This window comes from Bradyrhizobium sp. USDA 4369, from assembly GCF_054056435.1.
The window spans coordinates 5,444,255-5,468,733 of the sequence record NZ_JBSRYH010000001.1; the positions used below are offsets into that span (position 1 = coordinate 5,444,255).

Here is a 24,479-nt window from a genome sequence, read left to right on the forward strand (position 1 = left end):
CAGGGGTCTCTCGTGCCCTGGCCGAGAACCCGCATGTCGCTTGCGCCGAAGCCCGTTGGGCTTCGGCGGGCGCTCATGCGGGCTATACGCCTCGTGCGGCCATTCAGGCCTCACGCCGCCTCGCGCTGGCGGCGCTGGACGTCCGGCGGCGTCGCCTCGTCGACCAAGGCGGCGATGGCGTCGGCGGTCGGCATCACGGTCTGGCCGTCGCGGCCGAGCCGGCGGACGGAGACGGAATGCGTCTCGGCCTCCTTCTTGCCGACGACGAGCAGAGCCGGGATCTTCTGCAGCGAGTGCTCGCGGACCTTGTAGTTGATCTTCTCGTTGCGCAGGTCGATCTCCGCCCGCAGACCCGCCCGGCGCAGCGCCGCCAGCACCTGCTTGGCGTATTCGTCGCCTTCCGAGGTGATGGTGGTGACGACGACCTGGGTCGGCGCGAGCCACAGCGGAAAACTGCCGGCATAGTGCTCGATCAGGATGCCGATGAAGCGCTCCATCGAGCCGCAGATCGCGCGATGCACCATGACCGGCGCCTTCTTGGCGCCGTCGGCGTCGATATAGAACGCGCCGAACCGTTCGGGCAGGTTGAAGTCGACCTGCGTGGTGCCGCACTGCCAGTCGCGGCCGATGGCGTCGCGCAGCACATATTCGAACTTCGGCCCGTAGAACGCGCCTTCGCCCGGATTGATCTCGGTGCGGATGTTGTTGCGCTGCGCCTTGATCTCGTTCAGCACGGTGGCCATCACGCGCTCGGCATGGTCCCACATCTCGTCGGTGCCGACGCGCTTCTCCGGCCGGGTCGACAGCTTCACCGTCAACTCGCCCTCGAAGCCGAAATCGGAATAGGTCGAGAGAATGAGATCGTTGATCTTCAGGCATTCCTCGGCGAGCTGATCCTCGGTGCAGAAGATGTGCGCGTCGTCCTGGGTGAAGCCGCGCACGCGCATTAATCCGTGCATCGCGCCGGAGGCCTCGTAGCGATGCACGACGCCGAATTCGGCGAGCCGCAGCGGCAGATCGCGATAGCTCTTCAGCCCATGCTTGAAGATCTGCACGTGACCTGGGCAGTTCATCGGCTTCAACGCAAACCAGCGCTTGTCCTCGGCCTCGTCGCCGGCGGACTGCGCCGCGAACATGTTCTCGCGGTACCAGTTCCAGTGACCGGAGGTCTCCCACAGCGACTTGTCGAGAATCTGCGGCGCATTCACCTCGTCATACTCGCCGGCGAGGCGCCGCCGCATATAGGCGATCAGCGCCTGGAAGATGCTCCAGCCCTTGGGGTGCCAGAACACGACGCCCGGACCTTCCTCCTGGAAGTGGAACAGATCGAGCTCGCGGCCGAGCTTGCGGTGGTCGCGCTTCTCGGCCTCCTCGATCTGCTTGAGGTAGGCGTCGAGCTGCTCCTGCCTGGCGAAGGCGGTGCCATAGATGCGGGTCAGCATCGGATTGTTGGAATCACCGCGCCAATACGCGCCCGCCACCTTCATCAGCTTGAAGGCGTTGCCGATCTTCCCCGTCGAGGTCATGTGCGGGCCACGGCACAGATCGAACCAGTCGCCCTGGTAGTAGATCTTGATCGGCTCGTCGCCCGGAATGGCGTCGACCAGCTCGACCTTGAATGCCTCGCCTTTGTCGCGGAACACCTGCTTGGTCTTCTCGCGATCCCACACCTCCTTGGTGAAGGGCTTGTCGCGGCCGATGATCTCGCGCATCTTTTTCTCGATCGCGGCGAAATCCTCGGGGGTGAACGGCTCGTTGCGGAAGAAGTCGTAATAGAATCCGTTCTCGATGACAGGGCCGATCGTCACCTGGGTTCCCGGCCACAGCGACTGCACAGCCTCGGCGAGCACATGCGCGCAATCGTGCCGGATCAATTCCAGCGCGCGCGGATCGTCGCGGTCGACGAGTTCGAGCTTGGCATCCTCGGTGATGGGATCGTTGAGGTCGGCGACGTCGCCGTTCAGCGCCATCGCGACGGTGCGCTTGGCGAGCGAGGGCGAGATGCCCTTGGCAATATCGAGGCCGGTGGTGCCCCGCGGATATTCGCGCTTGGCCCCGTCGGGGAAGGCGATCGTGATCTTCTCGACCGGGGCGGCGGGCTTCAGATTGCTGAGGCTGTACTGGAAGCCGGATTTGGAATGGTCGGATTTCGAATCGGGGGATTTCGAGTCAGGCATTGTCTCTCTCCTTGAGCTCACTCCTGCGAACGAGCGCAGGTAAGCGGGAGAAAGCGGTATAGCAGGGGATTCGGAGGCTGCAACCGGCGGCGCAGGGCGGGAAAACCGGTCGATCCGACCCGGTAGGCCGCTGCGGAGATTGTCGCGGCGGGCTGGTATGATACAACTTCAAGTGTTTGGGATATGGGGACGCGTTGGCGATGGTGTCTGCAAGGGAGGCGCCGCTGTCTGTTTTCTTCCGGCGGGGCCGCATTCGGGTTGCAGCCGCGCTCATCGCGCTCATCGCGCCGGGTGCATCGCTGCAGGCGGCGGTCGCGCCGACGGGCAAACCCGCAGCGCCGGCCAGGTCAGCCATCCAGGTCAGACCAGCGTCCCAGGCGAAGCCGGCCGATCAGGCCAAGCCGGCAATGCCGGTCAAGCCGGCGTCTCGACCGGCGGCGGCCGCGCGGCGGAGCGTGGATGGGGCCGCGGCCATTTCCTTTGCCCTCGTCAAAGGCGCGCCTGACGCCTGCGGACCGGGCTGCGACAGCTGGATCGCGGCCGAAGGCAAGATCGACAACAGCGCCGCGGCGCGCTTTCGCAAATTCATGAAGCAGATCGGCAGCCGCAAGCTGCCGATCTACTTCAACTCACCCGGCGGTAATCTCGAGCAGGCGCTCGCGATCGGCAACATCCTGCGTGAGAAGAAGGCCACCGTCCGGGTGGGTCGCACCACCCTGCAAGAGTGTGGCTTCGAGCCCCAGGAGGGCGAGGCCTGCACCAGGCTCAAGCAATCCGGGCGCGAGCTGCACGGCGATGTCTGGACCCGCGGCGCGATTTGCAACTCGGCCTGTCCCTACCTCATCCTCGGCGCGTCCTCGCGTGAGATTGCTCCAGACGTCACGCTCGCGGTGCATTCGCCGCGGGTCATCCTGAACTTCACCGGCGGGGTGCCGAGCCGCGAGCTCAGGGCGCAGGCCATGCAGCGGGCAATGGAGCGCTCGGACAAGATGGTGCTCGGGTACATGGCTCGGCTCGGCGCGGACCCGGGTCTGCTGACGGTGGCGCGATCGGTGCCGTTCGAGGGCATGCGCATCCTGACCCGGGAGGGAGATCGCGCGGTTTGCGCTCGATCGCCGCGACCGTGTGGAAAGCTCCTGGATGTTCGAGGCCGCTGCCCGGGGCATTGTCTACAAGACCGTTCTTTCGCGCCAGGATGGCGAGACCTCGTTCCGGACCATGCGGCTGCAGCTGGTCTGCTTCGACCAGGATCGCTTCGAGCTGGATGTCGAGCGCAACGCGCCCACCAGACTGGGCGGTGCCGGCCTAGTCTTAGCGAGCGGCAATGCCAAGCTCAACTTCCTGTGGCCGCCGCGACGGTCCGGCGACCGCGAAACCTGGGGCGTCTTCCTGAACGCTGGTCAGATCAGGGCGTTGGCCGCGGCGCCGCTGGTCGAGTTCGGCGATGCCGGAGCGAATGCTGCGCGTCCCAAGCTCGGGCCGTTCCCTGTTGCGAGCGACGGGCTGCAGAGCGCGCTGAAGCGGCTGGCGGATACCTGTCCGCCGTCAAGAGTGGTCGCTCAACCGCCCGGAGCGGCGGTTTCCCGGACGCAAGGCTCGTCCCCACAGGCGGCGGCTCAGCCAGCGCCCTGAGTGCGATCGACGAGAATGTCATGGGCGCCATGAGACATTTTCATGCAAGTGCATTAAATTTTCTGCTATTGAAGGGCGATGACGTCCCATCAAACTCCACCCCGCTTCGCCCCGACGGCACTGATGCTCGGCAACATTGTCACCGGCTGTTCGGTGCTCGCGCCCGCCGGCATGTTGCCCGAACTCGCCGCCGGTCTCGGGATCGGCATTCACACCGCGGGCCTGCTGATCACCTTCGGGGCGGTGGTGCTCTGTATCTGTTCGCCTTTGACCGCGTGGCTCACCAGCCGTTTCGATCGCCGCCTGCTGCTGGCGGCGACCCTGCTCGTGCTGACCCTGGGCAATCTCGGGTCTGCGTTCGTGCCGGACTATGCAGGTCTGCTCGCACTGCGGTTGCTGATGCTGGCGGTCGGTGCGCTGTATACGCCGCAGGCCGCGGGCACCGCAGCCTTGATCAGCCCGGTGGAGACACGCGGCAGCACCATTGCTTATGTGTTTCTCGGCTGGTCGCTGGCGGCCGCCGTCGGACTGCCGCTGATCACCTTCATCGGCAGCCATTCCGGCTGGCGGGCGGCCTATCTCGCGGTGGGGGCGGCCGGCGCGATCAGCCTGCTGCTGCTGACATGGCGCCTGCCATCGGGCTTGAAGGGCGCGCCCGTCGCGCTCAAGACCTGGACCGAGCTCGCCCGCAACCGCATGGTCGTGCTGCTGCTTCTGATCACGACGCTGCAGATGTCAGGGCAGTTCGTCATCTTCACCTTCATGGGACCGCTATTGAACAGGCTGACCGGTGCCGATGCCAACCAGGTCGGGCTGGTGTTCGCGATCTACGGGGCCTGCGGCTTCTTCGGTGTCGTCATTGCCACCCGGATCGTCGACGGCTGGGGAGCCTATCGGACGTCGCTCCTGTTCAGTTGCCTCCTGTTCGCAGGAATCGCGGTCTGGACCCTCGGCGCGGGATCCTATTCCCTGATGGCGGTTGCCGTGGCGATCTGGGGCCTGGGCTTTGCGTCCACCAATTCCATGCAGCAGGTCCGCCTCGTGGCGGCGGCCCCGCCGCTGGCGTCAGCCTCTGTCTCGCTCAACACCTCCGTGCTCTATATCGGCCAGGCGATCGGTTCAGCGCTCGGCGGCAGCCTGTTCGCGCACGGTTGGCTCGATGCCACCGGCTATGCCGCGATGGGCTTCGCGATGCTGGCGCTGCTCGCCATCCTGGCCAGCCGGCCGCGGCTGCCCGTCGCCGTCCTGGCCTGAAGTCCCCCGCGATCAGCGGCTTGGCGCTTGGCAAAACCGGTCGGACCGGATTAAAGCCGCTGTGGTGGGAGGCTGTGGGGCGGAGATGGCGCCAGAGGAGGCGGATCATCTCGACCGGGTCGATCTCGCGCGCCCACGGTTTGGATGAAAGAGACATGGCATGAAAAAGACGATATTGAGCCTTGCCGCAGCGCTGTTTTGCACTTCTGCGCTGGCCCAGAACGCGCCGATGGTCGGTGATCGCCCGCTGGTACAGGTGAAGCCGAAAGGTGCGAAGACCGCGGCCGCCGCGCCAGCCAAGCCGCAATCGGCCGCAGTGAAGCTCCAGGCGTGCCTGGAGATCGACGACGGAACCAAAGAGCGGTTGAACTGCTATGACGCCGTGATCCCGCCCGCCGCCAAGCCGAAGGCGATGAAGGCGAAGGCGGTGGCCGACTGCAAGTTCACCAAGGAGGAGGACGAGCGGCTCGCCTGCTTCAATGGTTTCGTCGAGAACATGCCGAAGCTGCCCAAGACGTGATGCCAGGTCCGGGGAGGGCGAGGCCTCCCCGGCAAAAAGTTGGCTGCATTGTGAGGCGCGCGGGGCGAGCCGAACTACTTGTCAAGCTAAGAAAACGCAAGATTGTGCGGACGCGCGCACGCCGGTGATATGGCCTCCCGTAACGACGAGGGTTCGGAGGCTGCCCCGTGATAGAGCGGCCTGTACTTGCCGTCTTCGGCGTCTCGAAGACCTATCCGAGCAGGCATGGTGCGCTGCCGGTTCTTCAGGACGTCTCCCTGGTGGTCGGCCGATCTGAATTGTGCGCGATCAAGGGGGCGTCCGGCTCCGGCAAGAGCACCTTGATGAGTATGATCGGGCTACTGGATCGACCGGACGCGGGTCGGATCGAAATCACCGGCCTGAGGGTGGACCGCCTTGGTGCGGACGAGCAGGCCAGGCTGCGCAATCGGCTGATCGGCTTCGTCTTCCAATCGTTCAATTTGCTCCCGGGGCTTTCGGCGCTTGAAAATGTTGCGCTCCCTCTGCTGTACCGCGGCGTGTCACGACCTGCGCGCCGGGACATTGCGAGATCCGCTTTGGCGCGGGTGGGTCTCCAAGACCGGATCGACCACCGCCCGAACCAGATGTCCGGAGGACAATGTCAGCGCGTCGCCATCGCGCGCGCGTTGGCTGGGCAACCGGCCGTCATTTTGGCCGATGAGCCGACCGGGAGCCTGGATACGGCGACATCCGAGAGCATCATGAATCTGTTTCTCGATCTCAACAGGAATCACGGGACCACGATCATTCTGGTGACGCACGATCCGACGGTGGCGGCGCGCTGTCCGCGTCGGATCGTCGTGAGTGACGGTCGCGTCGTCGACGACAATCGCGATGAGCTGCGCGATGCCGGACCCTGTTGAGGGGACCGAGATATCGACCTCTCCGCTGCTGCTGGAGCTCATCAGAGAGGCGATCGCCGAAGTGCATCTCCTCAGAGGCCGCGCGCTGCTGGCACTGATTGGAATCGCAATCGGGACCGCTGCGGTGATTGCGATGCTTCACATCGGGCACACGGCACGCGTCGAATCGATGCGTCGTTTCCAATCCTTGGGAATCGACCGCTTGAGTATCGTCGCGGTGGGGACGGCAACCCGGCTCCCGGCCATTCCGGAGAGCTTCGTCCACATGCTGTTGCAGCCGTCTCTCGGAATCGCAAGCGCAGCCCCGATCATCAGCGCCGGGACGACGCTTCATGCCGGGCGCCAACGCATTGGTGCGACCCTCATCGCATCCAATGATCAGTTGTTCGAACTGGCCAAGGCGGACTTTGCGCGCGGGCGTGCGATCTCGGACCTCGATGGATTTGCGCCGTTCGTGGTTCTTGGAGCTGGTATTGCCCGGGAGGTGCGGGCGGCGACAGGGCAGGAGCCCGGTCCGGGAGATCAGATCAGGATTCAGGATCAGATCATGACGGTCGTCGGTGTTCTTCAGCCGACGGAACAGAACTTCGTCCTCAACCTCGATTTGAGCCGGTCCGTCGTCATTCCGCTGATGGCTGCGCGGCGGTTGGTGCCGGCGTCGGCCGTTTCGATCTCGCGCATTGCTGCGAAGTTTTCGGCAGGGGTCGACAGTGCTGTCGCGACTTCGGCGATCGCTGCGGCCTTTCGGCAGCAAGTGCCGCAGGGCGGCGCGCTGCAGATCCAGACCGCACGGCAACTGATTGCCAGTGTCGACGAACAGGTGCGGATCTACAGTCTGCTGCTGCTTGCGATTGGCGCCGTCTCTTTGGTCGTCGGAGGCGTCGGAGTCATGAACGTGATGCTGATGAGTGTCATGGAGCGGCGGCGCGAAATCGGCGTCAGGATCGCGATCGGCGCCAGGCAGCAGGACATCGTGGTGATGTTCCTGACCGAGTCGATGTTGTTGTCGGCGATCGGCGCTGTCGTGGGGACGATCATCGGCTCGGCCGTCGGATTTGCCTTCGCAAAGATCAGCGGCTGGACATTCAGCCCGGCATGGGCCGCCCTGCCTCTCGGCGTCGGGATGAGCGTCTGTGTCGGGCTGTTCTTCGGTCTTTATCCGGCCGTCAGAGCCGCCAACCTCAATCCGATCGATGCGTTGCGAGCGGAATGACATGGTGCTCAGGTTGCCATCCGCGCCGTTCCGCCATCCCCGCAGCCGGCGCGCGCAGCATGGCTTTGGCGGGCCTGGATTCCGCGCGCTGGTTCTGGGCGTGACCGTCAGCGCCTGGTGTCAGGCGGCGCCGGCCGAGGGGGCGGGAGCCCAGGCGCAACGGTCCAGCCGTCCATCTCCGATGCCGCAAAAGCGCGCCGCCGATGAGCAGGACAGTCCGATCAAGGGCTCCACGCTGACGCTCGCCGACGCCGTATTTCTCGGACTGCGCGACAACCGCGCCATCAGGAGCGCCTATATCGACAGGATCGCGCAGAAATTCGATCTTCGCGTCGCTGAGGATCGTTTCTCACCGCAGTTGGGCGTGTCCGGATCGGCCGTGCGCCAGTCGATCGGCGCGATCGGTACCAGCACCGTTCAAGTCTCGCCTGGGGCCAGTATCTTGCTGCCGACCGGCGCGACTCTCGGCTTCGCATGGAACACTTCCTTCACCGACGTCGCGGGGACCCAGACGCGACGATCGACTGCCGACGTGACGATCAGCCAGCCTCTGCTGCGCGGCGGAGGCACCGAGGTCACCATGGCGCCGCTCGGAATTGCGCGCCTGACCGAACGGATCAATCGGCTCAATCTCAAGCGGACGGTCTCGAACACGATCGGGCAGGTCATTCTCGCTTACCGCAGTCTGCTGCAGGCGCAGGAAAGCTGGCAGTTGGCGCAGAATTCGCTGAAGCGCGCCCGCGAGCTCGTCGACGTGAATCGGTCGCTGATCCAGGCCGGCCGCATGGCGGCGGTCGAGATCGTCCAGAGCGAGGCCAATGTCGAGAACCAGCAGATCCGCGTGCTCGCCGCGGCCAGGAGCATCGAGATCGCGCGGTTGAATCTGCTGCAATTGCTGTCGATCGATCTGGGGACTGCAGTCATCGCGGGAGAGAGCACCAGCCCTGAGCGCCTCCGCCCCGATCTGCGCAACGTCATGCGGATCGCGTTGTCGGAGCGACCTGACTTCCTCGGGCAGCTCTGTGTGGTGGAGCAGAACAAGCTCGGCCTCACAGTCGCTGAGAACCAGAAGCTGTGGGACCTCTCGGTGTTCGCCAGCGGCAGCTTCGGCGGCAGAACAGTCACCACCGCTGCGGCCAAAGACAGCCAGCGCATCGCCGATGGCGTCGTCGGCGTGCAGTTCAACATGCCGCTGACCGGACTGCAGCGCGAGCAGCCGGCCGTACAGGCCTCGACCGCGCTGCGAACCTCCGAGCTGCAACTGGCCGCGATCCGGCAGGGTGTCGAGCTTCAGGTGCGCTCCGCGGTGACCGATATCGAGATGTCCTGGAGTCAGCTCGAAGTGGCAAGAAAGGCACGCACTCTGGCTGAACGCGCGCTCGCCATCGAGAACGAAAAGCTCCGGGCCGGCCGGTCGTCGGCGTTTCAGATCCGCTCGTTGGAGGCCGATCTTCGCGATGCCGAGCAGCAGCAGCTGAACTCCGCCATCGCTTACCTCAACGCTCTGACCACGCTCGACATGGCCCTCGGAACCACGCTGAAGACATGGCACATCGATCTCGCGGATTAGAAGTCCGCGACCCAATCGCCGGACCTGTTCCGCTGCTGCACGACACTGATCCGCGGACCCGCGCCGGGCCATTCGCCGCAAGCGCGAGCTCACCTCGGGGCCGGCACGGCCTGATCACGGCCGGCGCTGCGCTGCTCATCCTGATCGCCGCTGCCGCATGGCTGGGAACGCCCTGGGGCAACAAGGCTGGCAGCGCCGCACCGCCATCCCCGGCGCTGCGGTCGGTCCGGGTCTCGGCCGGAACGGCGGCCCGACAGCTCGTGGCGATGGGCACCGTGGCGCCTGCGCGGAGCGTTGCGGTTACGGCGCCCTATGACGGTTCGATCGCTGAGAAGAAGGTCGCGCTCGGTGACACTGTCGCCGAACGGGACGTTCTGATTGTCATGAACGCTGAGGACATCCAGAGCCGGGGGCGGGAAGCCAGGTCGGCGACCTTGAAGGCTGCCATTGCGCTGGACGCGTTGACGCATTGGGAGGCCGGACCCGAGGTGACGCGCGCCAGGCGAGGCGTGGAGGCTGCCCGGACCGTGCTCGCCCGGCTCGAGCGCAAGGTGAACGACACCAGGCAACTCTACGACCGCGGGATCGTGTCGCGGGTCGAGTTCGAGGCGGCCGAGCAGGAGCGCGACAATCAAGCATTCACCGTTGCGACGGCGGAGCAGGACCTGACCGCGACCCTGGCGCGGGGCGGGGCCGATTCCCGGCGTCTCGCCGAGCTCGAGCTTGAAAATGCGAAGGCGAGATTGGCGGACGTTCAGCGTCAGGCGGACGGCACGATTGTCCGTGCGCCGGTTGCCGGCGTGATCGTGAAGCCGCCAGCGGTTAATGCGAGCGGAGCGGTGCCGCAGACCGTCGAAGCCGGCGCACGCGTCCAGCGGGGCCAAACCCTGTTCTCGGTCGCCGACCTGTCGAGCCTGATCGTGGACGGCAAGGTCGACGAAATCGACGTCAATCAAATCCGCATCGGCCAATCTGTCGCCATTTCCAGCGACGCATTTCCTGGTCTTCCCCTGCGCGGACATGTTGTGGGCGTCAGCTCCGAAGCAGCCCAGGACAGCGCCAATCAAACCGCGATGTTCAATGTTCGTGTCCTGATCGACGACACGAAGAAGGAGGGCATCCGGATCGGAATGTCCGCGCGCATGACCATCGAGCTGGATGCTCGGCCGGGAGCGCTGTTCGTTCCGATCGGGGCCGTCCGGCGCGGCCCATCCGGCGCAACAACCGTGAAGCTGATCGATTTGACGTCAGGACAATCGCAGGAGCGTTCAGTCCGGCTTGGGGTGACGACGCCGACATCGGTGCAGATTCTCTCCGGGCTAGAGGAGGGAGATGTCGTGGCGGTCGAGTGAGGCAGGCAACCAGCTCATTGCGCGGAGGGAGCCCGCTCGCGAGAAGAGCCCGCTCGCAATGTCATGGTCTGCAGCGCGGCTGTCGATACGGCCCAGGTGCCCAGCATGAGACGCCCGAATTCCGGCTTGGCAACGGCGATCTCACGGGGCTCCCAGCCGACACGGCGATAAATGCGGGTCATCCCGGAAGTGTAGAGCCCGATGATCTCGCGAATGCCGTTGGCAAGCGCGAATTCACAGAGCCCGATCATGAGCTCTGAGGAGACTGCATTTGGCTTCGAGGACGTCTGGTCGCCGTGAACGCAAAACCGGGTGCATTCCAGGATCTCCGCGCTCCGAATGACAATGGGAGGTGAGAAGAAATCGCGAAATTCGTTGTCCAGCATCGTTTCGCCGACAGCGCGAAGCAGGCGCAATGAGCCGACCACCTGTCCGGCGCTGTCGATGGCCATGAGATAGATGGTCCGCTCGTGCTCATCATAGCGGTCCATTTCTCGGCCGTCTCTGACGACCACCCGCCATCGGAGGCGTTCATGGAACACTTTGGCGCGGCCGCAAAACATCTGGTCGAACCAGGCGGGAGCGCGCGGCTCATCTGCTCTCGTGAGAATCTCGATCATCAGATACTGACCAAGTCCTGTCGTGACCAAGTCCTGTCGTGACTAAGTCCAGGCGTGACTAAGTCCAGGCGATGGATGGGGTCGCGTTGCCGGATCGGACCAAGAGCAATCGATTGAATCGGTTCGTTTCGGCAACGGTCGACACATCACGCGTCTGAGGTCTGCTTGTCGCGCAGTCGCAGCGGATCAGGCGCGGATGAGATCGAGGCTGATGGCCTTGGCAATCCCCTGCGTCAGCGTGGTGCATTCGAGCTTGGTCCGCGCGGTCTGCAGATAGAGCCGGACAGCTGTCGTCGATACGCGCAGATCGGCGGCAATCTGCTTCGGTGCGAAGCCGCGAGCCGCCAACTGAAGCGTCTCGCGTTCGCGGCGCGACAGCGGGCGCCCCATCCCGGGAAGATCGCGCATGCCGCTGAGCCGCACGGCCTGATCGTGAAAGAAATACGCGATGATCATGAAGTCACGCATCATCGCGAGACGCGTGGTCTGCCATTGGCCAGCGGAATGATTGCTCGTCAGCGAAAACAACGCGCGCTCTCCATGAGGACCGCGGATCGGAATGGTCATGCCGTTGCGGCCGACGCCGAACGATCGGGCTTCACGGAAGAACGCGCGTACGTCGGCCTCGCCGCTCTCGAGGTTGCTCCAGTCGAGTGGAAGCAGGTTCGTCAGGCCGTGTTTGATCACGGGATCGATCTGGAAGTAGTCCTGAGTCTTGTAGCGTTGAACCCATTCGGCGTCATAGGTGAGCAGCAAGAGCGGATTCGGTTCCTCCGTCCGGGGCAAATGTCGCGCATTGTAGACGAGATGTGCGAGCTCATATTCGTGACGGGTTTCTGACAGCACGTTCGAGAGCTCGCTCAAAGAGGTGGTCCGCGCAATTCGTTCACATGCCGATTCGCATTTGCAACTCATCGTTTTCCTGCCTGTAAGCGCATCGTTCTCAAGCGTAGATGTGGCTCGCGCTGCTGAATGCAATGTTAGTAGATGAAGCTTTGCGGTGACAAGATCGAACGGTGATGACTTCTGCGTTAGACTGCAATCGATCGGAGTCGCGAACGCAGTTACCTCAACCATCGGTTGATTATTTTTCGAGCTGTGCCGAGTGCGATTTTGATGCGGATACAAGGGCGTTGCGATAGGCGAACGAACGCGTTGGCATACAAGATGAGGTCGACGTCGGAATCACAAGCGCTGAATGCGTGTATTGAACTGTTCAGCTTTGCAGAGGAATCGCGTTCCATGGTGCCGTTTGAGTGTCAAGTTGATAAAACCTAAGATTGAGTTAGGTGAGCCCGGCGTGTCTATTCGCCGCGTCGATTTGAAGGTCTTGGTGTTGGTCTCATTCTCTTTCTGCCCGCGTCGGCCAATCGAGCCGATCAGATCGGCGAAGCGCCGGGTGGCAGTTCATGGAATGGCGTTTTCTCCGAGGTCGGATATCGACATGAGATCAGCGCAAGGGTGAACCTTAGGAGTTTTAAATGAACAAGTATGGATCGAGACGGGCGTGCGTTGCGGTTCTGGCGGCTGCGATCGCAGTTGCCGGTGCTGGCAGCGCGTCGTCACAATCGGCGCAGACGGTGAGCGTCAACTACACGGTGACGAATTCGTTTGGGGCGGTTATTACTCTGGATACGTCGAGCTGCACGCCGAGCACCACCTTCTCCCCGCCGGCAAGCATCGCCAGCGGCGCCACGGTGACGTTCAGCGCATCGGCAGCTTCGAGCGATCTGCAATGTTCGGTCAGCTATCAGAACGGTGCGAATGGCTGCCGGTTCGATTTGCAGTATCAGTCCCAGGGTCCATTCGGACCCTTCCCGGTCGCCCTTGTGTCGGTCTCCGCCTATAAGGGGACCGGTGGTCGTCCGAACTGCAGCGGAAATGGAACGACGGGCACCAACGCGGCCTCCGGCACCTTCACGATGCAGTAGCGTGCACGATGTAGTAAGCGTGCACGTACAGTAGCGCGGACAAGTCGTTCCGACGCTGGATTGAAGTAAGGGAACGCGGCAAGGTCTGGCCTGCCGCGTTCCGCTTGTGGAATTTGCACGCAACTCTAAACCGCGCCACATTGCGTGCACGCGCTATATGGCGGCTATATGGCGTGAATTGCCTCTCGGTGCCGATCTGTGCGTGGCGGCGATCCTTGCTCGGTGTTCGGTGACTTCTTTTGAGAGATGTCTTTGTCTCTCTTCGATGCCCGCAGCCTGTGTCAGCGATCTCAGCTCATGCTTGAGCGTCTGTGCGGGTCATCTATCGCGCGTCGTCATCTGTCGCGCGTCTCAGGCGTGCTCGCGGCAATCCGGATGGGTGGCTGCGCCGCCGCCATTCTCGTCAGTACGTCCTTGATCGGAAGTCGCGTCCACGCCTGCGTGACATAATCCCGATGCGTCATGGCTTCATCGGTCTCGACAAAGACGACGCTGCCCGGACGCAGTGGCCGATCCTGGCCCTTGAGAACGTCGCCTTCGAGAAGGTCGATGCCGCGGCTGCGCAGCATGGCCATCAATTCTTGATCGTGGTGCGCGGTATAGCGAGTGTAGGAGCTGATAAAGAATCCTGAGCGATGGCGCTCGATCCAATTGGCGAATTTATCGAGCTGGCCGTACACCGCGTCGAGCAGCACGACGCCGCGCACACGGTCGCTGATGCCGCCGACCTCGAGGCTCCAGGCCGTCGGCAGGAAGCCGCCGCTATAGCCGACGATCACGATCGGCATGCCGGCGAAGGTCTTGGCGTTTGCCGGATCTCCGGTCAGGCGGGCGAGATGCACCGCGGCCTCATCCATGAAGCGCTTGAAGCCGCCGGGCTGCCAAAATTTGCCAGCGCTCGAATCGGCGGCATCGACGGCCATTTGCGGGGCGAGCAGCACCGCATTGACGCCGGAGTCGGTGATCTGCTGCGGCACCATCTGCCGGTCGCGCACGTCGCGCTCCAGCGTGGCCCCATTGCCGTGGAAGAACACCACGATCACGCCGGGCTTGCGGGCGTCGAATCGTTCGGGGACATGCACCAGCACGCGGCTGTCATTGTAGGTCTGGTCCTGCCAGTAGACCCGTCCCGAAAAGCTGCGGTGGCCGCGGCGGTCGCCGCTCGACACGTTGAGGAAGGGGGCGTCGGACGCCGGATTGTTGCCGAAATAGGGAAAGGCTGACGACGCCATGCTGACGAGCGTGGTGACGTTGTCGCGCTGGGGAGACGCCGGCGCCTGCGGTTCGAGCGATACGAGCTGAGTGGGCGGCGGCTTGGGCGCAAATTCAGATTGTGTGTGAAGCGCGAGGCTTTCGCTCGCCGTTGGAAAGCGATCGCGAAATTCGGGGGGCGGGAAGCGCTGTTCGAAGGTGAACTCGCTGGCTGGCGCGGCATTGGCGGCCAGCGCTGCGGGCTCGGGCGCCTGGCTGCCTTGTGTCAAGGATAGGCCAAGTGTCAGGCCCAGGCCGAGCGCGCCAGCAGCGGCGCCAAGGGTTGCGCGTCGAGAGGGATGGGCCGAGCGGGGGGCACGCAGACGCGGCCGCGCTGCGGCGCGCTGCTGCTGACATCCCGACGATCTCGGACCGGTCCCGATCATGCGTCCCCAGGAAACGAGCCGGATCGCGGCCCGCAGACAACGGTTTCGCTCAATTTGCGCCGGCGTAATTGACGTCGCGTTAAGGATACCCTGGCGCAGCACCGACGACACACCACGCGATTGTGTCGCGATTGTGGGAGGCATCGCCCGATGCAGGGCGCAGCGCCCGGCGAGCGCCATCGGTTCGCCATGACCATTCAACGAACGAAGCCCGCCATATTTAACGCGCGTTAACTATGCTTGAATGCTTCAGCCGGAACATGGGCCCGAAAGCAGGGGAAAGGGGCGCTTGGCGTCCCTGATCGAGATGGCTGCATCCGAGATGGATCAGGCGACCTGGGCGGGCCGGTCAGGCAGTTCCGTCGTGGCGTCCGTGTCATGGCCGGTCGCGACCGCCGTCGTGATCGCGGACATGATCGGCGTCGGCGTCTTCACCAGCCTCGGCTTTCAGGTCAAGGACATCCCCTCCGGATTTGCCATTCTGGTGCTGTGGGCCGTCGGCGGCCTCGTCTCCGTGTGCGGCGCGCTGTCCTACGCCGAGCTCGGCACGATGTTTCCGCGGTCTAGCGGCGAGTACAATTTCCTGACGCGGGCATTTCACCCGGCGGTCGGCTTCATGGCGGGCTGGGTGTCGTCGACCGTCGGCTTCGCAGCGCCGGTCGCGCTCGCGGCGATGGCCTTCGGCGAATATGGCCGCGCCGTGCTGCCGGGCATGTCCCCGCTCATGCTCGCGGTCGGCGCGGTGTGGCTCGTGACAGCCGTGCAGCTCGGCGGCATCCGCCGGTCCGGCCATTTCCAGCTGCTGTCCACGGTGTTGAAGCTCGGCCTGATCGCGGCCTTCCTGATCGCGGGCTACGTCATCACGGTCCCGCAACCGGTCTCGTTCCGGCCCGCGGCGGCTGATATCGGCTATGTCACCAGTGCCGCGTTCGCGACCGGCCTGGTATTCGTGATGTACGCGTTCTCGGGCTGGAACGCGGCCACCTACATCATCGGTGAGCTGCACGCGCCGGAGCGGACCTTGCCACGCGCGCTGCTGGTCGGGACGGCGGTTGTGCTGGTGCTCTATATGGCGCTGAACGCGGCGTTCCTCCGCGCTGTTCCGATGCAGGATCTCGCCGGCCAACTTCAGGTGGCCAGCATTGCCGGCGCTCACATCTTTGGCGAGACGGGTGGGCGGTTCGTGGCCGCGATGATCTGCGTCGGGCTCATTCCCTCGATCGCCGCGATGATGTGGATTGGTCCGCGCGTGCTGATGACCATGGGCGAGGACGTTCCGGCGTTGGCCGTCTTTGCGCGCCGCTCGCGCGGCGGGGCGCCGACTTACGCGGTCCTGTTTCAGCTCACCGTGGCCACCCTGATGCTGTTCACCGAGAGCTTCGAGGCGGTTCTCGATCTCGTCCAGTTCTCGCTGTTGTGCTGTTCGTTCCTGACGGTGCTCGGCCTGATCACGTTGCGCGTCACCAAGCCGGATCTCGCGCGCCCGTACCGGGCCTGGGGCTATCCGATCACGCCGTTGGTCTTCCTCGGCGTCACCGGCTTCATGATCTACTACCTCGTCACAGCGCGGCCCTGGCAGGCGGGTCTCGGCGCGCTGGCCATGGTCTCGGGATTGCTGATCTATTGGTTCGCTCACGCGCGGCCGGGCCGGGCCGACGCCGCAGCCGTGTCGGGATCGGAGTGAGCATGGGCGTGCTGACGAAAGCCTGGCTGGTCCTCGCCTGTCTGCTCATCTCGATGAGCGGTCCGGCGCGGGCGCAAACCGTCACAGCCGACGACACCGCGCGCGTGCTCGCGGGCATGGCGCCGTCGGCGGGATCGCCGCTGGCCGCCGTGACGCAGGACCCGGCGTGGCGGCGCCACGCGGCCTTCCTCGACAATGCCTTCAACCTGCTCGATCAGCGGCAATTGTCGCGAATCCGGGGCTGGGCCGATCTCAATCTCGCGGCACCGCGCCCGGCCATGTTCTATTTCTTCTCAGGTCCGGATTTTCTCTACGCCGATGCTTTCCATTCGAAGGCCACGACCTATGTGATGGCTGCGCTCGAACCGCCGGGTCCGGTGCCGGACCTCACGAGATTGCCGCCCGGCAGCATCGGACCCGCGCTGTCCTATGTCGAGCGCTCCTTGCAGTCGATCCTGAGCTTCTCGTTCTTCATCACCAAGAATATGAAATCGGATCTGCGCGACGGCGAGATCGAGGGGACGCTGCCGATCCTCTATGTCTTCCTGGCGCGCACCGGCAAGACCATCCGAAGTGCGAGCTTGATCTGGCTGGATGAGAACGGGGGATTGCATGCCGGCAACGAGCCGGCGACACGCAACGCGACCAGGGGCGCCCGCATCAAATTCGCCGGCGCCGACGGCGTGGAAAAGACACTCGATTACTTTTCCACCGACCTGTCGGACTCCGGGGTGAAAGCGAGCGGCTTTCTCAAGTTCTGCGAGCCGCTGGCGCCAGCCAACAGCCTGCTGAGACTCCGCTGAAAGAGCGCCTCCTATCTGCTGCACGAGCGCAGCTTCTCGCAGGTTCGCAGCTGGCTATTGAAGAACAGCGCCACGATCATCCAGGATGATTCCGGCATTCCGCTTGCGAGCTACGATCCGAGGGCCTGGCGGTTCTTTCCGTTCGGCCGCTATCTCGGGCCGATCGACAAGTTTCCCGACAAATATCAACCGGGCTATGCCGCGCTGTTTGAGCACGCGCCGCCTTTGGATTTCGGGATCGGCTATCGCTGGCGGACCCGGGAATCGAACCTGCTGCTGTCGGTCAGAACGCCGTCGAGCGACACCACGATCTCGGCCGAGGCGACCGGCCCTGCGGAAACAAGCTATCAGCCGCCGCGTGCGCGCCGCACGCCGCGTCCGCCGGAGTTCATTCCCATGTATCCGCCGCCGCCGCGCCGCGACGACTTCATGTTCTGGCCGCGCTGGTGAGGGCGTTGCGGCTCGTCATGCACGCCTCACCAATGCACGCTCTGACTCGGAACGATGTAGGATGTCGTGGTCGGGGGCAGGGTGCTGCTGTCGGCCAGATAGCGCCAGGCGCCGATGATGACGATCACAAGGGCGATGATGCAGAGCATGTCCAGCTGGCGCGGGTCGTGCTCCGTTCCGTCATGGCCTGGGCTCTTGTCGGACCGGCCAGGTCCAGGGCTGATTGTCCAGCGCATCGTTGTTTCCTCCCGACAGGAAGTGTCACATCAATGCAGAACCGAATGGCGGCGTTCCTCTTGGCGGCGCCGCCCCTCATCTCATCACCATCATCATAGCGCGACGTTTTGCTCAACTGACTTGCTGCAGATCAAGAGACGCAGAGGCCGCCTGTTGCGATGCACATCAGGTCGGTCCGTTGACTCCGCGCCAGCGCGCATAGCGCCAGGGCAGGTACCAGCGGGCGCGGGGAGGGATTTCGGCCGGGACGTTGTCGATGCCGGAGGTGCCGAACGGCTGGCAGCGCAACAGACGGGCGAGTGTCATCCAGCCGCCGGCCCAGAGCCCGTACGCTTCGATGGCCTGATCGGCATAGACCGAGCAGGTCGGCAGATGCCGGCAGTTGTAGCCGACCAGCGGCGACAGGCTGTGGCGATACAGCCAGATCAGCCCGCGCGCGGCGCGTCGCGGGAGTCGGGCCAGCAAGGCCGGTGACGGTTGCAGCGGATGGTCGTCGGGATGAGAAGATGAGGGCTTCATGAGCGCCGTGCCGGATCGTTGAGCGAACGTTTGATCGGTTCCCGGGCAAGGAACCACAGCTCGCGCGCTTTTGTGGTGACGTGATGCAACAATGACAGGTTTTCAGCGGCGCTGCAGCACACCGCAGCTGGACGGTCGGGGATTGCCCGGATACGTTTCTCGACAAGGATGTGACAGACTAATAACGGATTTGAGGCCAGTCTGTCAGGTCTTGCCGCGAAGGAAACGATGAACTGCGTACCGAGCTTTGCGAGGGGGGCGGATTGGGCGTGAAATTGCTGCGGTCGCGTGAAATGCGCTGGATACTTCTCGGTGTCGCTGCGCTTGGGACGGTGCTCGGTGGGGCGATCACCGTCATGTCCAATACGGCGCGCGCCGGGGGCGCGCTCGAAGAGCGCAAGCTGCCGATGCGGTTCGAGTGGGTGGCCTGTGAGCCCAATTGCGGCTGGGTCAGCGCGGTTGGCATCGTCACCGGTGACACGCCCAAGGATTTCGAGGAATTTGCCAGGGATCGAGATTTGAGCGGGGCGAGCCTCGTGCTCGATTCCAGCGGCGGCTCGGTCAACGACGCGATCACTTTGGGACGGCGGTTCCGCGCTCTGAAACTGCGTACCACGGTCGGCACGACGTTGCGGCCGAGCCGGACCAATGAGCGGCCGCGGGTAGCATCGGATGCCTATTGCGAGTCGATGTGCGTGTTCCTGCTGCTGGCTGGCACCACGCGCTACGTCCCCGACGCGGCTCATGTCCGCGTTCACCAGATCTGGATGGGCGACCGCGCCGACGACGCCAAGGCCGCGAGCTACACCGCGCAGGACCTCATGATCGTCGAGCGCGACATCGGCCGTCTTGCCAAATACACGTTCGACATGGGCGGGGCGGGGGATCTGCTGTCGCTGGCGCTGAACGTGCCGCCGTGGGAGGATCTCCACGAGCTGTCGCGCGCCGAGCTGCGGCTGACCAATCTCGTCACCACCGACATGATTGCCGACGTGCTGCCGTCCAAGGGAACGGTGCCGGTGGCCGAGCTCGCGCCGAAAGCGCCCGAAAAGGTCAAGGACAAGCAGCAGGACCGCTTCCCGGTGGCGACCGATCGCGACAAGGCACAGCTGTCGCGCACGGCGGAAGCCTTGCCGCCAGCCACGATCGCGGCGACCCCGCAACAATAAGCGGCGCCCCGGTTCTTTCGGTCCGCGGTACAGTCCAGTAGCCGGGATGAGCATCAGCCTGTGCGCGGCACGCGCGCAGGCGATAGCGATATCCGGGTTCTCTCGCGCCGTCTCGGCGAACCCGGATGTCGCTCCAGCCTTCGCCCTTTCGAGCGCATGCCTTCGCTCATCCGGGCTACGGGTCTCGGCATGGCGGGCTTGTGGGGCTCAGCCCGGCGCGGCTTCCGCCTTGACCTCCGCCTTGGCCTCAATCTGGTTGATGGCATCCACGACCGCGTCGAACGTCAGCAGGGTCGAGGCGTGGCGGGCCTTATAGTCCCGCACCGGCTCGAGCAGGGCGATATCGGCCCATTTGCCCTCCGGGGGCGCGCCATTCTCCTTGAGCATCCGGCGGACGGTCTCGCGCAATTCGCGCAGCTCGGCCGCGTTGGAACCGACCACGTGGCGGGCCATGATCGAGGAGGACGCCTGGCCCAATGCACAGGCCTTCACGTCATGGGCGAAGTCGGTCACCACCGGGCCGTCCATCTTGAGGTCGACCTTGACGGTCGAACCGCACAGCTTGGAATGGGCGGTTGCGGTCGCATCGGGGTGGTCGAGCCGCCCGAGCCGCGGAATATTGCCGGCAAGTTCGATGATCCGCTTATTGTAGATGTCGTTCAGCATGTGCCTGACGTCCCCGGAATTACCGGCGGTCGGCCTTGGCGGCCGGGTTTCATCGCCCTATATTGCGACTATATGGAAACGATTGGCAGGAATTCCAGCCACATCCACAGGCGTCCGGCGCGATAAGCGCCAAGCCTGCGGGTCACACCTCTGCAGGTGACGCCCTCAAGGTGACGCTCTGCCGGTGACACTCCGGTCGGATCTCCGGCCGGTCGAACGGAGATGAGATGGACACTTTGATCAAGACGCTGCGCGCGAACAAGCCGGAGACCAAGCCGTCCGAGGCCAACGCCCGAGCTGCGGAGCTCGACCCGGCCGAGTTCCTGGCCGCCGCTGTGCGGGCTGATCGCCCCCGGCCGTCGCGCGCCGAGGCTGAGGCCGCGGTCTATACCCTGCTCAATTATATCGGCGAGGATCCGACCCGCGAGGGCTTGGTCGATACGCCGCGCCGCGTCGTCGAAGCCTATGACGAGCTGTACCAGGGCTATCACCAATGCCCGGCCGAGGTGCTCGACCGCACCTTCGGCGAAACTGCCGGCTATGACGATTTCGTGCTGATTCGCGACATCGAGTTCACGTCGCAATGCGAGCATCACATGATGCCCTTCTACGGCAAGGCGCATATCGCCTACACGCCCGTCGAGCGGGTGGTGGGCCTGTCCAAGCTGGCGCGCCTGACCGATATCTTCGCCCGCCGCCTGCAGACGCAGGAGCATCTCACGGCGCAGATCGCGGCGGCCATCGACGAGGTGCTGAAGCCGCGCGGCGTTGCCGTGATGATCGAGGCCGAGCACACCTGCATGTCGGTGCGTGGCGTTGCCAAGCATGGCGCGGTGACCTTCACCAGCCGCTTCACCGGCATGTTCCGCGATAATCCGGCCGAGCAGAGCCGTTTCCTGTCGATGGTGCGCTCGCCGCAACGGTGAGCTGCCCCAGGATTTCAAGCGAGAGTCCCTTGTCTTCATCCTCAGCCGAGCGCGAGGAGGGCCTGGCCTTCCTGCCGAAATTCGACGCGGGCGGCCTCGTCACCTGCGTCACCACCGATGCTGCGACCGGCGACGTGCTGATGGTCGCCCATATGAACGACGAGGCCCTGCGCCGCACGGTCGCGACCGGCGAGGCCTGGTATTTCAGCCGCTCGCGCAACGCCTTGTGGCGGAAGGGCGAGAGTTCGGGGCAGACCCAGCGCGTGATCGAGATGCGGACCGATTGCGACCAGGACGCGGTCTGGCTGCGTGTCGAGCAGACCGGGGCGGCCTGCCACACCGGGCGTCGCTCCTGCTTCTATCGCCGGGTCGAGCGGACCGAAGCGGATGGCGGGGCTCGTCTCGTCTTCGTCGATGCCGACAGGCTGTTCGATCCCGATGCGGTCTATCGCAAGTAGGTCAGAGACCTGCCTGCGGTGGCGCACGGCTCGTCCATTGGCCTGATCCGGCCGCCGGGTTAACCGAGCATTAACCATAACGGCCGCATTTTGCCTGATGTTTCCGGCGCGTTCGTCTGCCAAACAGCGGGTCATCTCATGTCGGTCGACGCCTCCAACTCATCGCCAACCGGGATTCTCGACGGCGTCCGCGCGCGGGTTGCCGGCGCGATCAAGCAGGCGGCCGACAGCGTCGGCGCCAGCTTCGAATATCTGCTGTCGACCGCCAAGATGGAGTCGGATTTCAACCCGACCGCAGGGGCATCAACGTCTTCGGCGCGCGGGCTCTACCAGTTCATCGACCAGACCTGGCTCGGCACCGTCAAGGAAGCCGGCCCCGATCTCGGCTATGGCCAATATGCCGACGCGATCACCAAGACCTCGTCCGGCGACTACACGGTCAGCGATCCGGCGATGCGACAGGCGATCATGAAGCTGCGCGACGATCCGCAGGCGTCGTCGGCCATGGCGGCCGCGCTGACGCAATCCAACAGCTTCCAGCTGACGGCCAAGATCGGCCGGCGGCCGACCGATGCCGAACTCTATATGGCGCATTTCATGGGGGTCGGCGGGGCCGCGAAGCTGATCACCAGCGCTCAGGAAACGCCAAACGCGTCAGCGGCCCAACTCTTTCCCAGTGCCGCTGCGGCGAACCGGTCCATCTTCTATGATCGCGACGGCCAGGCGCGCAGCGTCGGCCAGGTCTATTCGGTCCTGAACACGCGCTATGCCGGTGCGGCCAACTCCTCGACAACCCGCGGCGCGCTGGCGCTCTATGGCGGCGGGACGTCCGCCAATGCGGCGGGCGGCGGCGCGCTGCCGACCACGGACACCGCGACCTTCCTGTCGATGTTCCCGGACGCGCGGGGGTCCGGTGCGGCCGTCACCGCCGACGCATCGAGCGCGAACCGGCCGGCGGATCCGACATTTCGTTCGCTGTTCCAGGTCGACGGCCAGTCGAACCAAGCGGTCTCCGCGACCGTGCGCGAATTGTGGGGCCGCTCGTCGGGGTCCACCGCGGCCAATGCCGCGGGTGAGGGCAGCAATACCAATACCAGCGCGTCGCGCCGGCTCGATCTGTTCAGCGATCCCAGCGGGACTTTCTCGGGCGAAGGCTAGAGGCCGGGGGCTTGGCTGAGCCCGCGCGAGAGCCAAAGCGACCTCGTTCCGGTCCGCACTGGATCGCCCGGGGGGAGTGATGTCCTGGTCATGGCGGGACGATCGTTGTTTGGCTGACTGACGGCGCATCCTCCTGGCCGCCGGGCGCGGCGGGGGCGCTGGCCGAACGCCGTGCGGCGACAGGCCCACTTGATCAACAGATGCGTGTTTGCCGCTCGGTTGCGCTCTGCGCCGCCGCTTGCAGCCGCATTTTCCCCGTCCAATTACGGCAAAACGGTACGTCGAACGGTATCATAAGGCGGATTTTATGCCCGGTCTTAACAAAACATCAACAAAACCAGCTACTTATGGTGAACGCTTTGTTAAGCGTCGTGGTTTATTTTCGGTGCTGTTGAGGCCCTCGTGGCCTTGTTTTGCAAGTTGCGTAAGCCGGAAAGACCATGATCGTTCGGCAGTTTCTCAGTTGGGTCAGAACCGCGCCCGCCGGTGAGCGGGCAGAGGCCACCCGGGCTCTGGCCCGCGCGTGGTTGCTGTCGGATCTCTCTGATGAGGATCGGGGTGCCGCCGAAGGCGCGCTCTTGATGCTCCTCGACGATCCGTCGCCGCTGGTGCGCCAGGCCATGGCGGACGTGTTCGCCCGCTCGGCGGATGCACCGGCCGCCATCGTTCAGGCGCTCGCCACCGACCAGCCGTCCGTCGCGGCCATCATCCTCGAACATTCGCCGCTATTGATCGATGCCGACCTCGTCGACATCGTCGCGACCGGCAATTCTGAGACCCAATGCGCGGTGGCGCGGCGGATCGGCCTGCCGGCGCCGGTCTGTGCCGCCATCGCCGAAGTCGGCAGCGCGGCGGCCGCGCTCGAACTGATCGAGAACGCCTATGCCGAACTGCCGCCGTTCTCCTGGGACCGCATCGTCGAGCGCCACGGCCATCTCGCCGCGATCCGCGAAGCCATGCTGGTGCTGGACGATCTGCCCGCCGCGACCCGTGCGGCGCTGGTCGACAAGCTCTCCGAGACTCTGGCGCAGTTCGTGGTCGCCCGGAACTGGCTCAGCGCCGACAGGGCAGGGCGCATCACCAGCGAGGCGCGCGACCGCTCGACGATCACGATTGCCGCGCGGTCGGGAGGCGAGGAGCTGCGTGGCCTCGTCCAGCATCTGCGGGCGACGGCGCAACTGACCGCCGGCCTCATCCTGCGCGCGCTGCTGTCGGGCAATGTCGAATTGTTCGAGACCGCGCTGTCGGAGCTCGCCGACATGCCGCGCGCGCGGGTGTCGTCGCTGCTCAACGATCGCGGCCGCGCCAGTCTGCAGGGGCTGTTGCGCAAGGCCGGGATTCCCGACACCACCTTCGAGGCCTTCGCCATCGCGCTGGATGTCTGCCGCGAGAATGGGTTTGCCGATACGTTGAGCGGCGCGGCCATCCTGCGCCGTAAGATGGTCGAACGCGTGCTGACGCATTGCGCGACCGATCGCGACGCCGCCGAGCCGCTTCTGATCCTGCTGCGCCGCTTCGCCACCGAATCCGCCCGCGACGAGGCCCGCGAATTCTGCGACGAGGTGATCGCGGAGGATTTCGTCGCCGGACTGGAGTTCGGCCTGATCGCGGCCTGAAAC

22 protein-coding genes and 1 pseudogene are annotated in these 24,479 nt (G+C 64.7%); 15 read left to right on the forward strand and 8 right to left on the reverse strand.

Annotated elements, in window-relative coordinates; translation table 11 throughout:
- Positions 1 to 110 precede the first annotated feature (110 nt).
- Together thrS and ACVIJ6_RS24670 are read right to left on the reverse strand one after the other, a co-directional pair.
- The gene (gene thrS, locus ACVIJ6_RS24665) at positions 111 to 2,177 is read right to left on the reverse strand and encodes a threonine--tRNA ligase (RefSeq protein ID WP_456774824.1); all 2,067 of its coding nucleotides are present in this window, start codon (positions 2,175 to 2,177) and stop codon (positions 111 to 113) included.
- A gap of 391 nt (positions 2,178 to 2,568) precedes the next feature.
- Positions 2,569 to 2,766: a hypothetical protein gene (locus ACVIJ6_RS24670; RefSeq protein ID WP_456774825.1), complete on the reverse strand. Its 198-nt coding sequence runs from the start codon at positions 2,764 to 2,766 to the stop codon at positions 2,569 to 2,571.
- Positions 2,767 to 3,317: 551 nt separating this feature from the next.
- Here ACVIJ6_RS24670 and ACVIJ6_RS24675 point away from each other — a divergent pair.
- The 7 genes from ACVIJ6_RS24675 to ACVIJ6_RS24705 all read left to right on the forward strand — a co-directional run bounded on the left by ACVIJ6_RS24675 (position 3,318) and on the right by ACVIJ6_RS24705 (position 10,602).
- The gene (locus ACVIJ6_RS24675) at positions 3,318 to 3,809 is read left to right on the forward strand and encodes a hypothetical protein (RefSeq protein ID WP_456774826.1); all 492 of its coding nucleotides are present in this window, start codon (positions 3,318 to 3,320) and stop codon (positions 3,807 to 3,809) included.
- Between the two features lie 78 nt (positions 3,810 to 3,887).
- Positions 3,888 to 5,063 carry an MFS transporter gene (locus tag ACVIJ6_RS24680; RefSeq protein ID WP_456774827.1) on the forward strand — a complete coding sequence of 392 codons (1,176 nt, stop codon included), beginning with the start codon at positions 3,888 to 3,890 and terminating at the stop codon, positions 5,061 to 5,063.
- 160 nt (positions 5,064 to 5,223) lie between these two features.
- The gene (locus ACVIJ6_RS24685; RefSeq protein ID WP_456774828.1) at positions 5,224 to 5,583 is read left to right on the forward strand and encodes a hypothetical protein; all 360 of its coding nucleotides are present in this window, start codon (positions 5,224 to 5,226) and stop codon (positions 5,581 to 5,583) included.
- A 167-nt stretch (positions 5,584 to 5,750) separates the two neighbouring features.
- Positions 5,751 to 6,467 (forward strand): ABC transporter ATP-binding protein, encoded by a 717-nt coding sequence (locus tag ACVIJ6_RS24690; RefSeq protein WP_456774829.1) that lies wholly within the window; start codon positions 5,751 to 5,753, stop codon positions 6,465 to 6,467.
- On the forward strand, positions 6,409 to 7,680 hold the full coding sequence (locus ACVIJ6_RS24695; RefSeq protein ID WP_456774830.1) for an ABC transporter permease: 1,272 nt from the start codon (positions 6,409 to 6,411) through the stop codon (positions 7,678 to 7,680). The genes ACVIJ6_RS24690 and ACVIJ6_RS24695 overlap by 59 nt, the downstream gene beginning before the upstream one ends.
- 1 nt (position 7,681) lies before the next feature.
- Entirely contained in the window at positions 7,682 to 9,250 is a 1,569-nt protein-coding gene (locus ACVIJ6_RS24700; RefSeq protein WP_456774831.1) for a TolC family protein, read from the forward strand.
- Positions 9,226 to 10,602, forward strand: a complete 1,377-nt coding sequence (locus tag ACVIJ6_RS24705) for an efflux RND transporter periplasmic adaptor subunit (RefSeq protein ID WP_456774832.1) — start codon at positions 9,226 to 9,228, stop codon at positions 10,600 to 10,602. The genes ACVIJ6_RS24700 and ACVIJ6_RS24705 overlap by 25 nt, the downstream gene beginning before the upstream one ends.
- Before the next feature lie 14 nt (positions 10,603 to 10,616).
- Here the strand turns inward: ACVIJ6_RS24705 and ACVIJ6_RS24710 are convergent, their stop codons facing one another.
- Complete coding sequence (locus ACVIJ6_RS24710; RefSeq protein ID WP_456774833.1) at positions 10,617 to 11,222, reverse strand: acyl-homoserine-lactone synthase; 606 nt, start codon at positions 11,220 to 11,222, stop codon at positions 10,617 to 10,619.
- Between the two features lie 186 nt (positions 11,223 to 11,408).
- Complete coding sequence (locus ACVIJ6_RS24715) at positions 11,409 to 12,350, reverse strand: helix-turn-helix transcriptional regulator (protein WP_456774834.1); 942 nt, start codon at positions 12,348 to 12,350, stop codon at positions 11,409 to 11,411.
- Between the two features lie 353 nt (positions 12,351 to 12,703).
- Between ACVIJ6_RS24715 and ACVIJ6_RS24720 the strand changes: the two genes are divergently transcribed.
- Positions 12,704 to 13,153 (forward strand): hypothetical protein, encoded by a 450-nt coding sequence (locus tag ACVIJ6_RS24720; protein ID WP_456774835.1) that lies wholly within the window; start codon positions 12,704 to 12,706, stop codon positions 13,151 to 13,153.
- Positions 13,154 to 13,488: 335 nt separating this feature from the next.
- Here ACVIJ6_RS24720 and ACVIJ6_RS24725 read toward each other — a convergent pair whose 3' ends face one another.
- Positions 13,489 to 14,634, reverse strand: coding sequence for an alpha/beta hydrolase (locus ACVIJ6_RS24725; protein ID WP_456774836.1), 1,146 nt, complete (start codon positions 14,632 to 14,634; stop codon positions 13,489 to 13,491).
- 463 nt (positions 14,635 to 15,097) lie between these two features.
- Between ACVIJ6_RS24725 and ACVIJ6_RS24730 the strand changes: the two genes are divergently transcribed.
- Positions 15,098 to 16,474 carry an APC family permease gene (locus ACVIJ6_RS24730; RefSeq protein ID WP_456777076.1) on the forward strand — a complete coding sequence of 459 codons (1,377 nt, stop codon included), beginning with the start codon at positions 15,098 to 15,100 and terminating at the stop codon, positions 16,472 to 16,474.
- A gap of 2 nt (positions 16,475 to 16,476) precedes the next feature.
- A pseudogene (locus ACVIJ6_RS24735) lies at positions 16,477 to 17,727 on the forward strand (hypothetical protein).
- Positions 17,728 to 17,753: 26 nt separating this feature from the next.
- Here ACVIJ6_RS24735 and ACVIJ6_RS24740 read toward each other — a convergent pair.
- Positions 17,754 to 17,963: a hypothetical protein gene (locus tag ACVIJ6_RS24740; protein WP_456774837.1), complete on the reverse strand. Its 210-nt coding sequence runs from the start codon at positions 17,961 to 17,963 to the stop codon at positions 17,754 to 17,756.
- Positions 17,964 to 18,129: 166 nt separating this feature from the next.
- Positions 18,130 to 18,483, reverse strand: a complete 354-nt coding sequence (yidD, locus tag ACVIJ6_RS24745; protein ID WP_456774838.1) for a membrane protein insertion efficiency factor YidD — start codon at positions 18,481 to 18,483, stop codon at positions 18,130 to 18,132.
- A gap of 263 nt (positions 18,484 to 18,746) precedes the next feature.
- Between yidD and ACVIJ6_RS24750 the strand changes: the two genes are divergently transcribed.
- Entirely contained in the window at positions 18,747 to 19,652 is a 906-nt protein-coding gene (locus ACVIJ6_RS24750) for a hypothetical protein (protein ID WP_456774839.1), read from the forward strand.
- Positions 19,653 to 19,859: 207 nt separating this feature from the next.
- Here ACVIJ6_RS24750 and ACVIJ6_RS24755 read toward each other — a convergent pair whose 3' ends face one another.
- Positions 19,860 to 20,318 carry an iron-sulfur cluster assembly scaffold protein gene (locus ACVIJ6_RS24755; protein WP_456774840.1) on the reverse strand — a complete coding sequence of 153 codons (459 nt, stop codon included), beginning with the start codon at positions 20,316 to 20,318 and terminating at the stop codon, positions 19,860 to 19,862.
- 227 nt (positions 20,319 to 20,545) lie between these two features.
- Here ACVIJ6_RS24755 and folE point away from each other — a divergent pair, with 227 nt between their 5' ends.
- The 4 genes from folE to ACVIJ6_RS24775 all read left to right on the forward strand — a co-directional run bounded on the left by folE (position 20,546) and on the right by ACVIJ6_RS24775 (position 24,476).
- Positions 20,546 to 21,244 carry a GTP cyclohydrolase I FolE gene (gene folE, locus ACVIJ6_RS24760; RefSeq protein ID WP_012045143.1) on the forward strand — a complete coding sequence of 233 codons (699 nt, stop codon included), beginning with the start codon at positions 20,546 to 20,548 and terminating at the stop codon, positions 21,242 to 21,244.
- A gap of 29 nt (positions 21,245 to 21,273) precedes the next feature.
- Entirely contained in the window at positions 21,274 to 21,702 is a 429-nt protein-coding gene (gene hisI, locus ACVIJ6_RS24765; RefSeq protein ID WP_456774841.1) for a phosphoribosyl-AMP cyclohydrolase, read from the forward strand.
- A 138-nt stretch (positions 21,703 to 21,840) separates the two neighbouring features.
- Complete coding sequence (locus tag ACVIJ6_RS24770; protein WP_456774842.1) at positions 21,841 to 22,860, forward strand: lytic transglycosylase domain-containing protein; 1,020 nt, start codon at positions 21,841 to 21,843, stop codon at positions 22,858 to 22,860.
- Positions 22,861 to 23,300: 440 nt separating this feature from the next.
- The gene (locus tag ACVIJ6_RS24775) at positions 23,301 to 24,476 is read left to right on the forward strand and encodes a DUF2336 domain-containing protein (RefSeq protein ID WP_456774843.1); all 1,176 of its coding nucleotides are present in this window, start codon (positions 23,301 to 23,303) and stop codon (positions 24,474 to 24,476) included.
- Positions 24,477 to 24,479 lie beyond the last annotated feature (3 nt).

Excerpts from the sequence above, each read along its gene's own strand:
- thrS (WP_456774824.1), bottom strand. The coding sequence starts at position 2,177 with ATGCCTGACTCGAAATCCCCCGATTCGAAATCCGACCATTCCAAATCC.
- ACVIJ6_RS24670 (WP_456774825.1), bottom strand. The coding sequence starts at position 2,766 with ATGAATTTGCGAAAGCGCGCCGCGGCGCTGTTGTCGATCTTGCCTTCG.
- ACVIJ6_RS24675 (WP_456774826.1), top strand. The coding sequence starts at position 3,318 with ATGTTCGAGGCCGCTGCCCGGGGCATTGTCTACAAGACCGTTCTTTCG.
- ACVIJ6_RS24680 (WP_456774827.1), top strand. The coding sequence starts at position 3,888 with ATGACGTCCCATCAAACTCCACCCCGCTTCGCCCCGACGGCACTGATG.
- ACVIJ6_RS24685 (WP_456774828.1), top strand. The coding sequence starts at position 5,224 with ATGAAAAAGACGATATTGAGCCTTGCCGCAGCGCTGTTTTGCACTTCT.
- ACVIJ6_RS24700 (WP_456774831.1), top strand. The coding sequence starts at position 7,682 with ATGGTGCTCAGGTTGCCATCCGCGCCGTTCCGCCATCCCCGCAGCCGG.
- ACVIJ6_RS24705 (WP_456774832.1), top strand. The coding sequence starts at position 9,226 with ATGGCACATCGATCTCGCGGATTAGAAGTCCGCGACCCAATCGCCGGA.
- ACVIJ6_RS24710 (WP_456774833.1), bottom strand. The coding sequence starts at position 11,222 with ATGATCGAGATTCTCACGAGAGCAGATGAGCCGCGCGCTCCCGCCTGG.
- ACVIJ6_RS24720 (WP_456774835.1), top strand. The coding sequence starts at position 12,704 with ATGAACAAGTATGGATCGAGACGGGCGTGCGTTGCGGTTCTGGCGGCT.
- ACVIJ6_RS24730 (WP_456777076.1), top strand. The coding sequence starts at position 15,098 with ATGGCTGCATCCGAGATGGATCAGGCGACCTGGGCGGGCCGGTCAGGC.
- ACVIJ6_RS24740 (WP_456774837.1), bottom strand. The coding sequence starts at position 17,963 with ATGCGCTGGACAATCAGCCCTGGACCTGGCCGGTCCGACAAGAGCCCA.
- yidD (WP_456774838.1), bottom strand. The coding sequence starts at position 18,483 with ATGAAGCCCTCATCTTCTCATCCCGACGACCATCCGCTGCAACCGTCA.
- ACVIJ6_RS24755 (WP_456774840.1), bottom strand. The coding sequence starts at position 20,318 with ATGCTGAACGACATCTACAATAAGCGGATCATCGAACTTGCCGGCAAT.
- folE (WP_012045143.1), top strand. The coding sequence starts at position 20,546 with ATGGACACTTTGATCAAGACGCTGCGCGCGAACAAGCCGGAGACCAAG.
- ACVIJ6_RS24770 (WP_456774842.1), top strand. The coding sequence starts at position 21,841 with ATGTCGGTCGACGCCTCCAACTCATCGCCAACCGGGATTCTCGACGGC.
- ACVIJ6_RS24775 (WP_456774843.1), top strand. The coding sequence starts at position 23,301 with ATGATCGTTCGGCAGTTTCTCAGTTGGGTCAGAACCGCGCCCGCCGGT.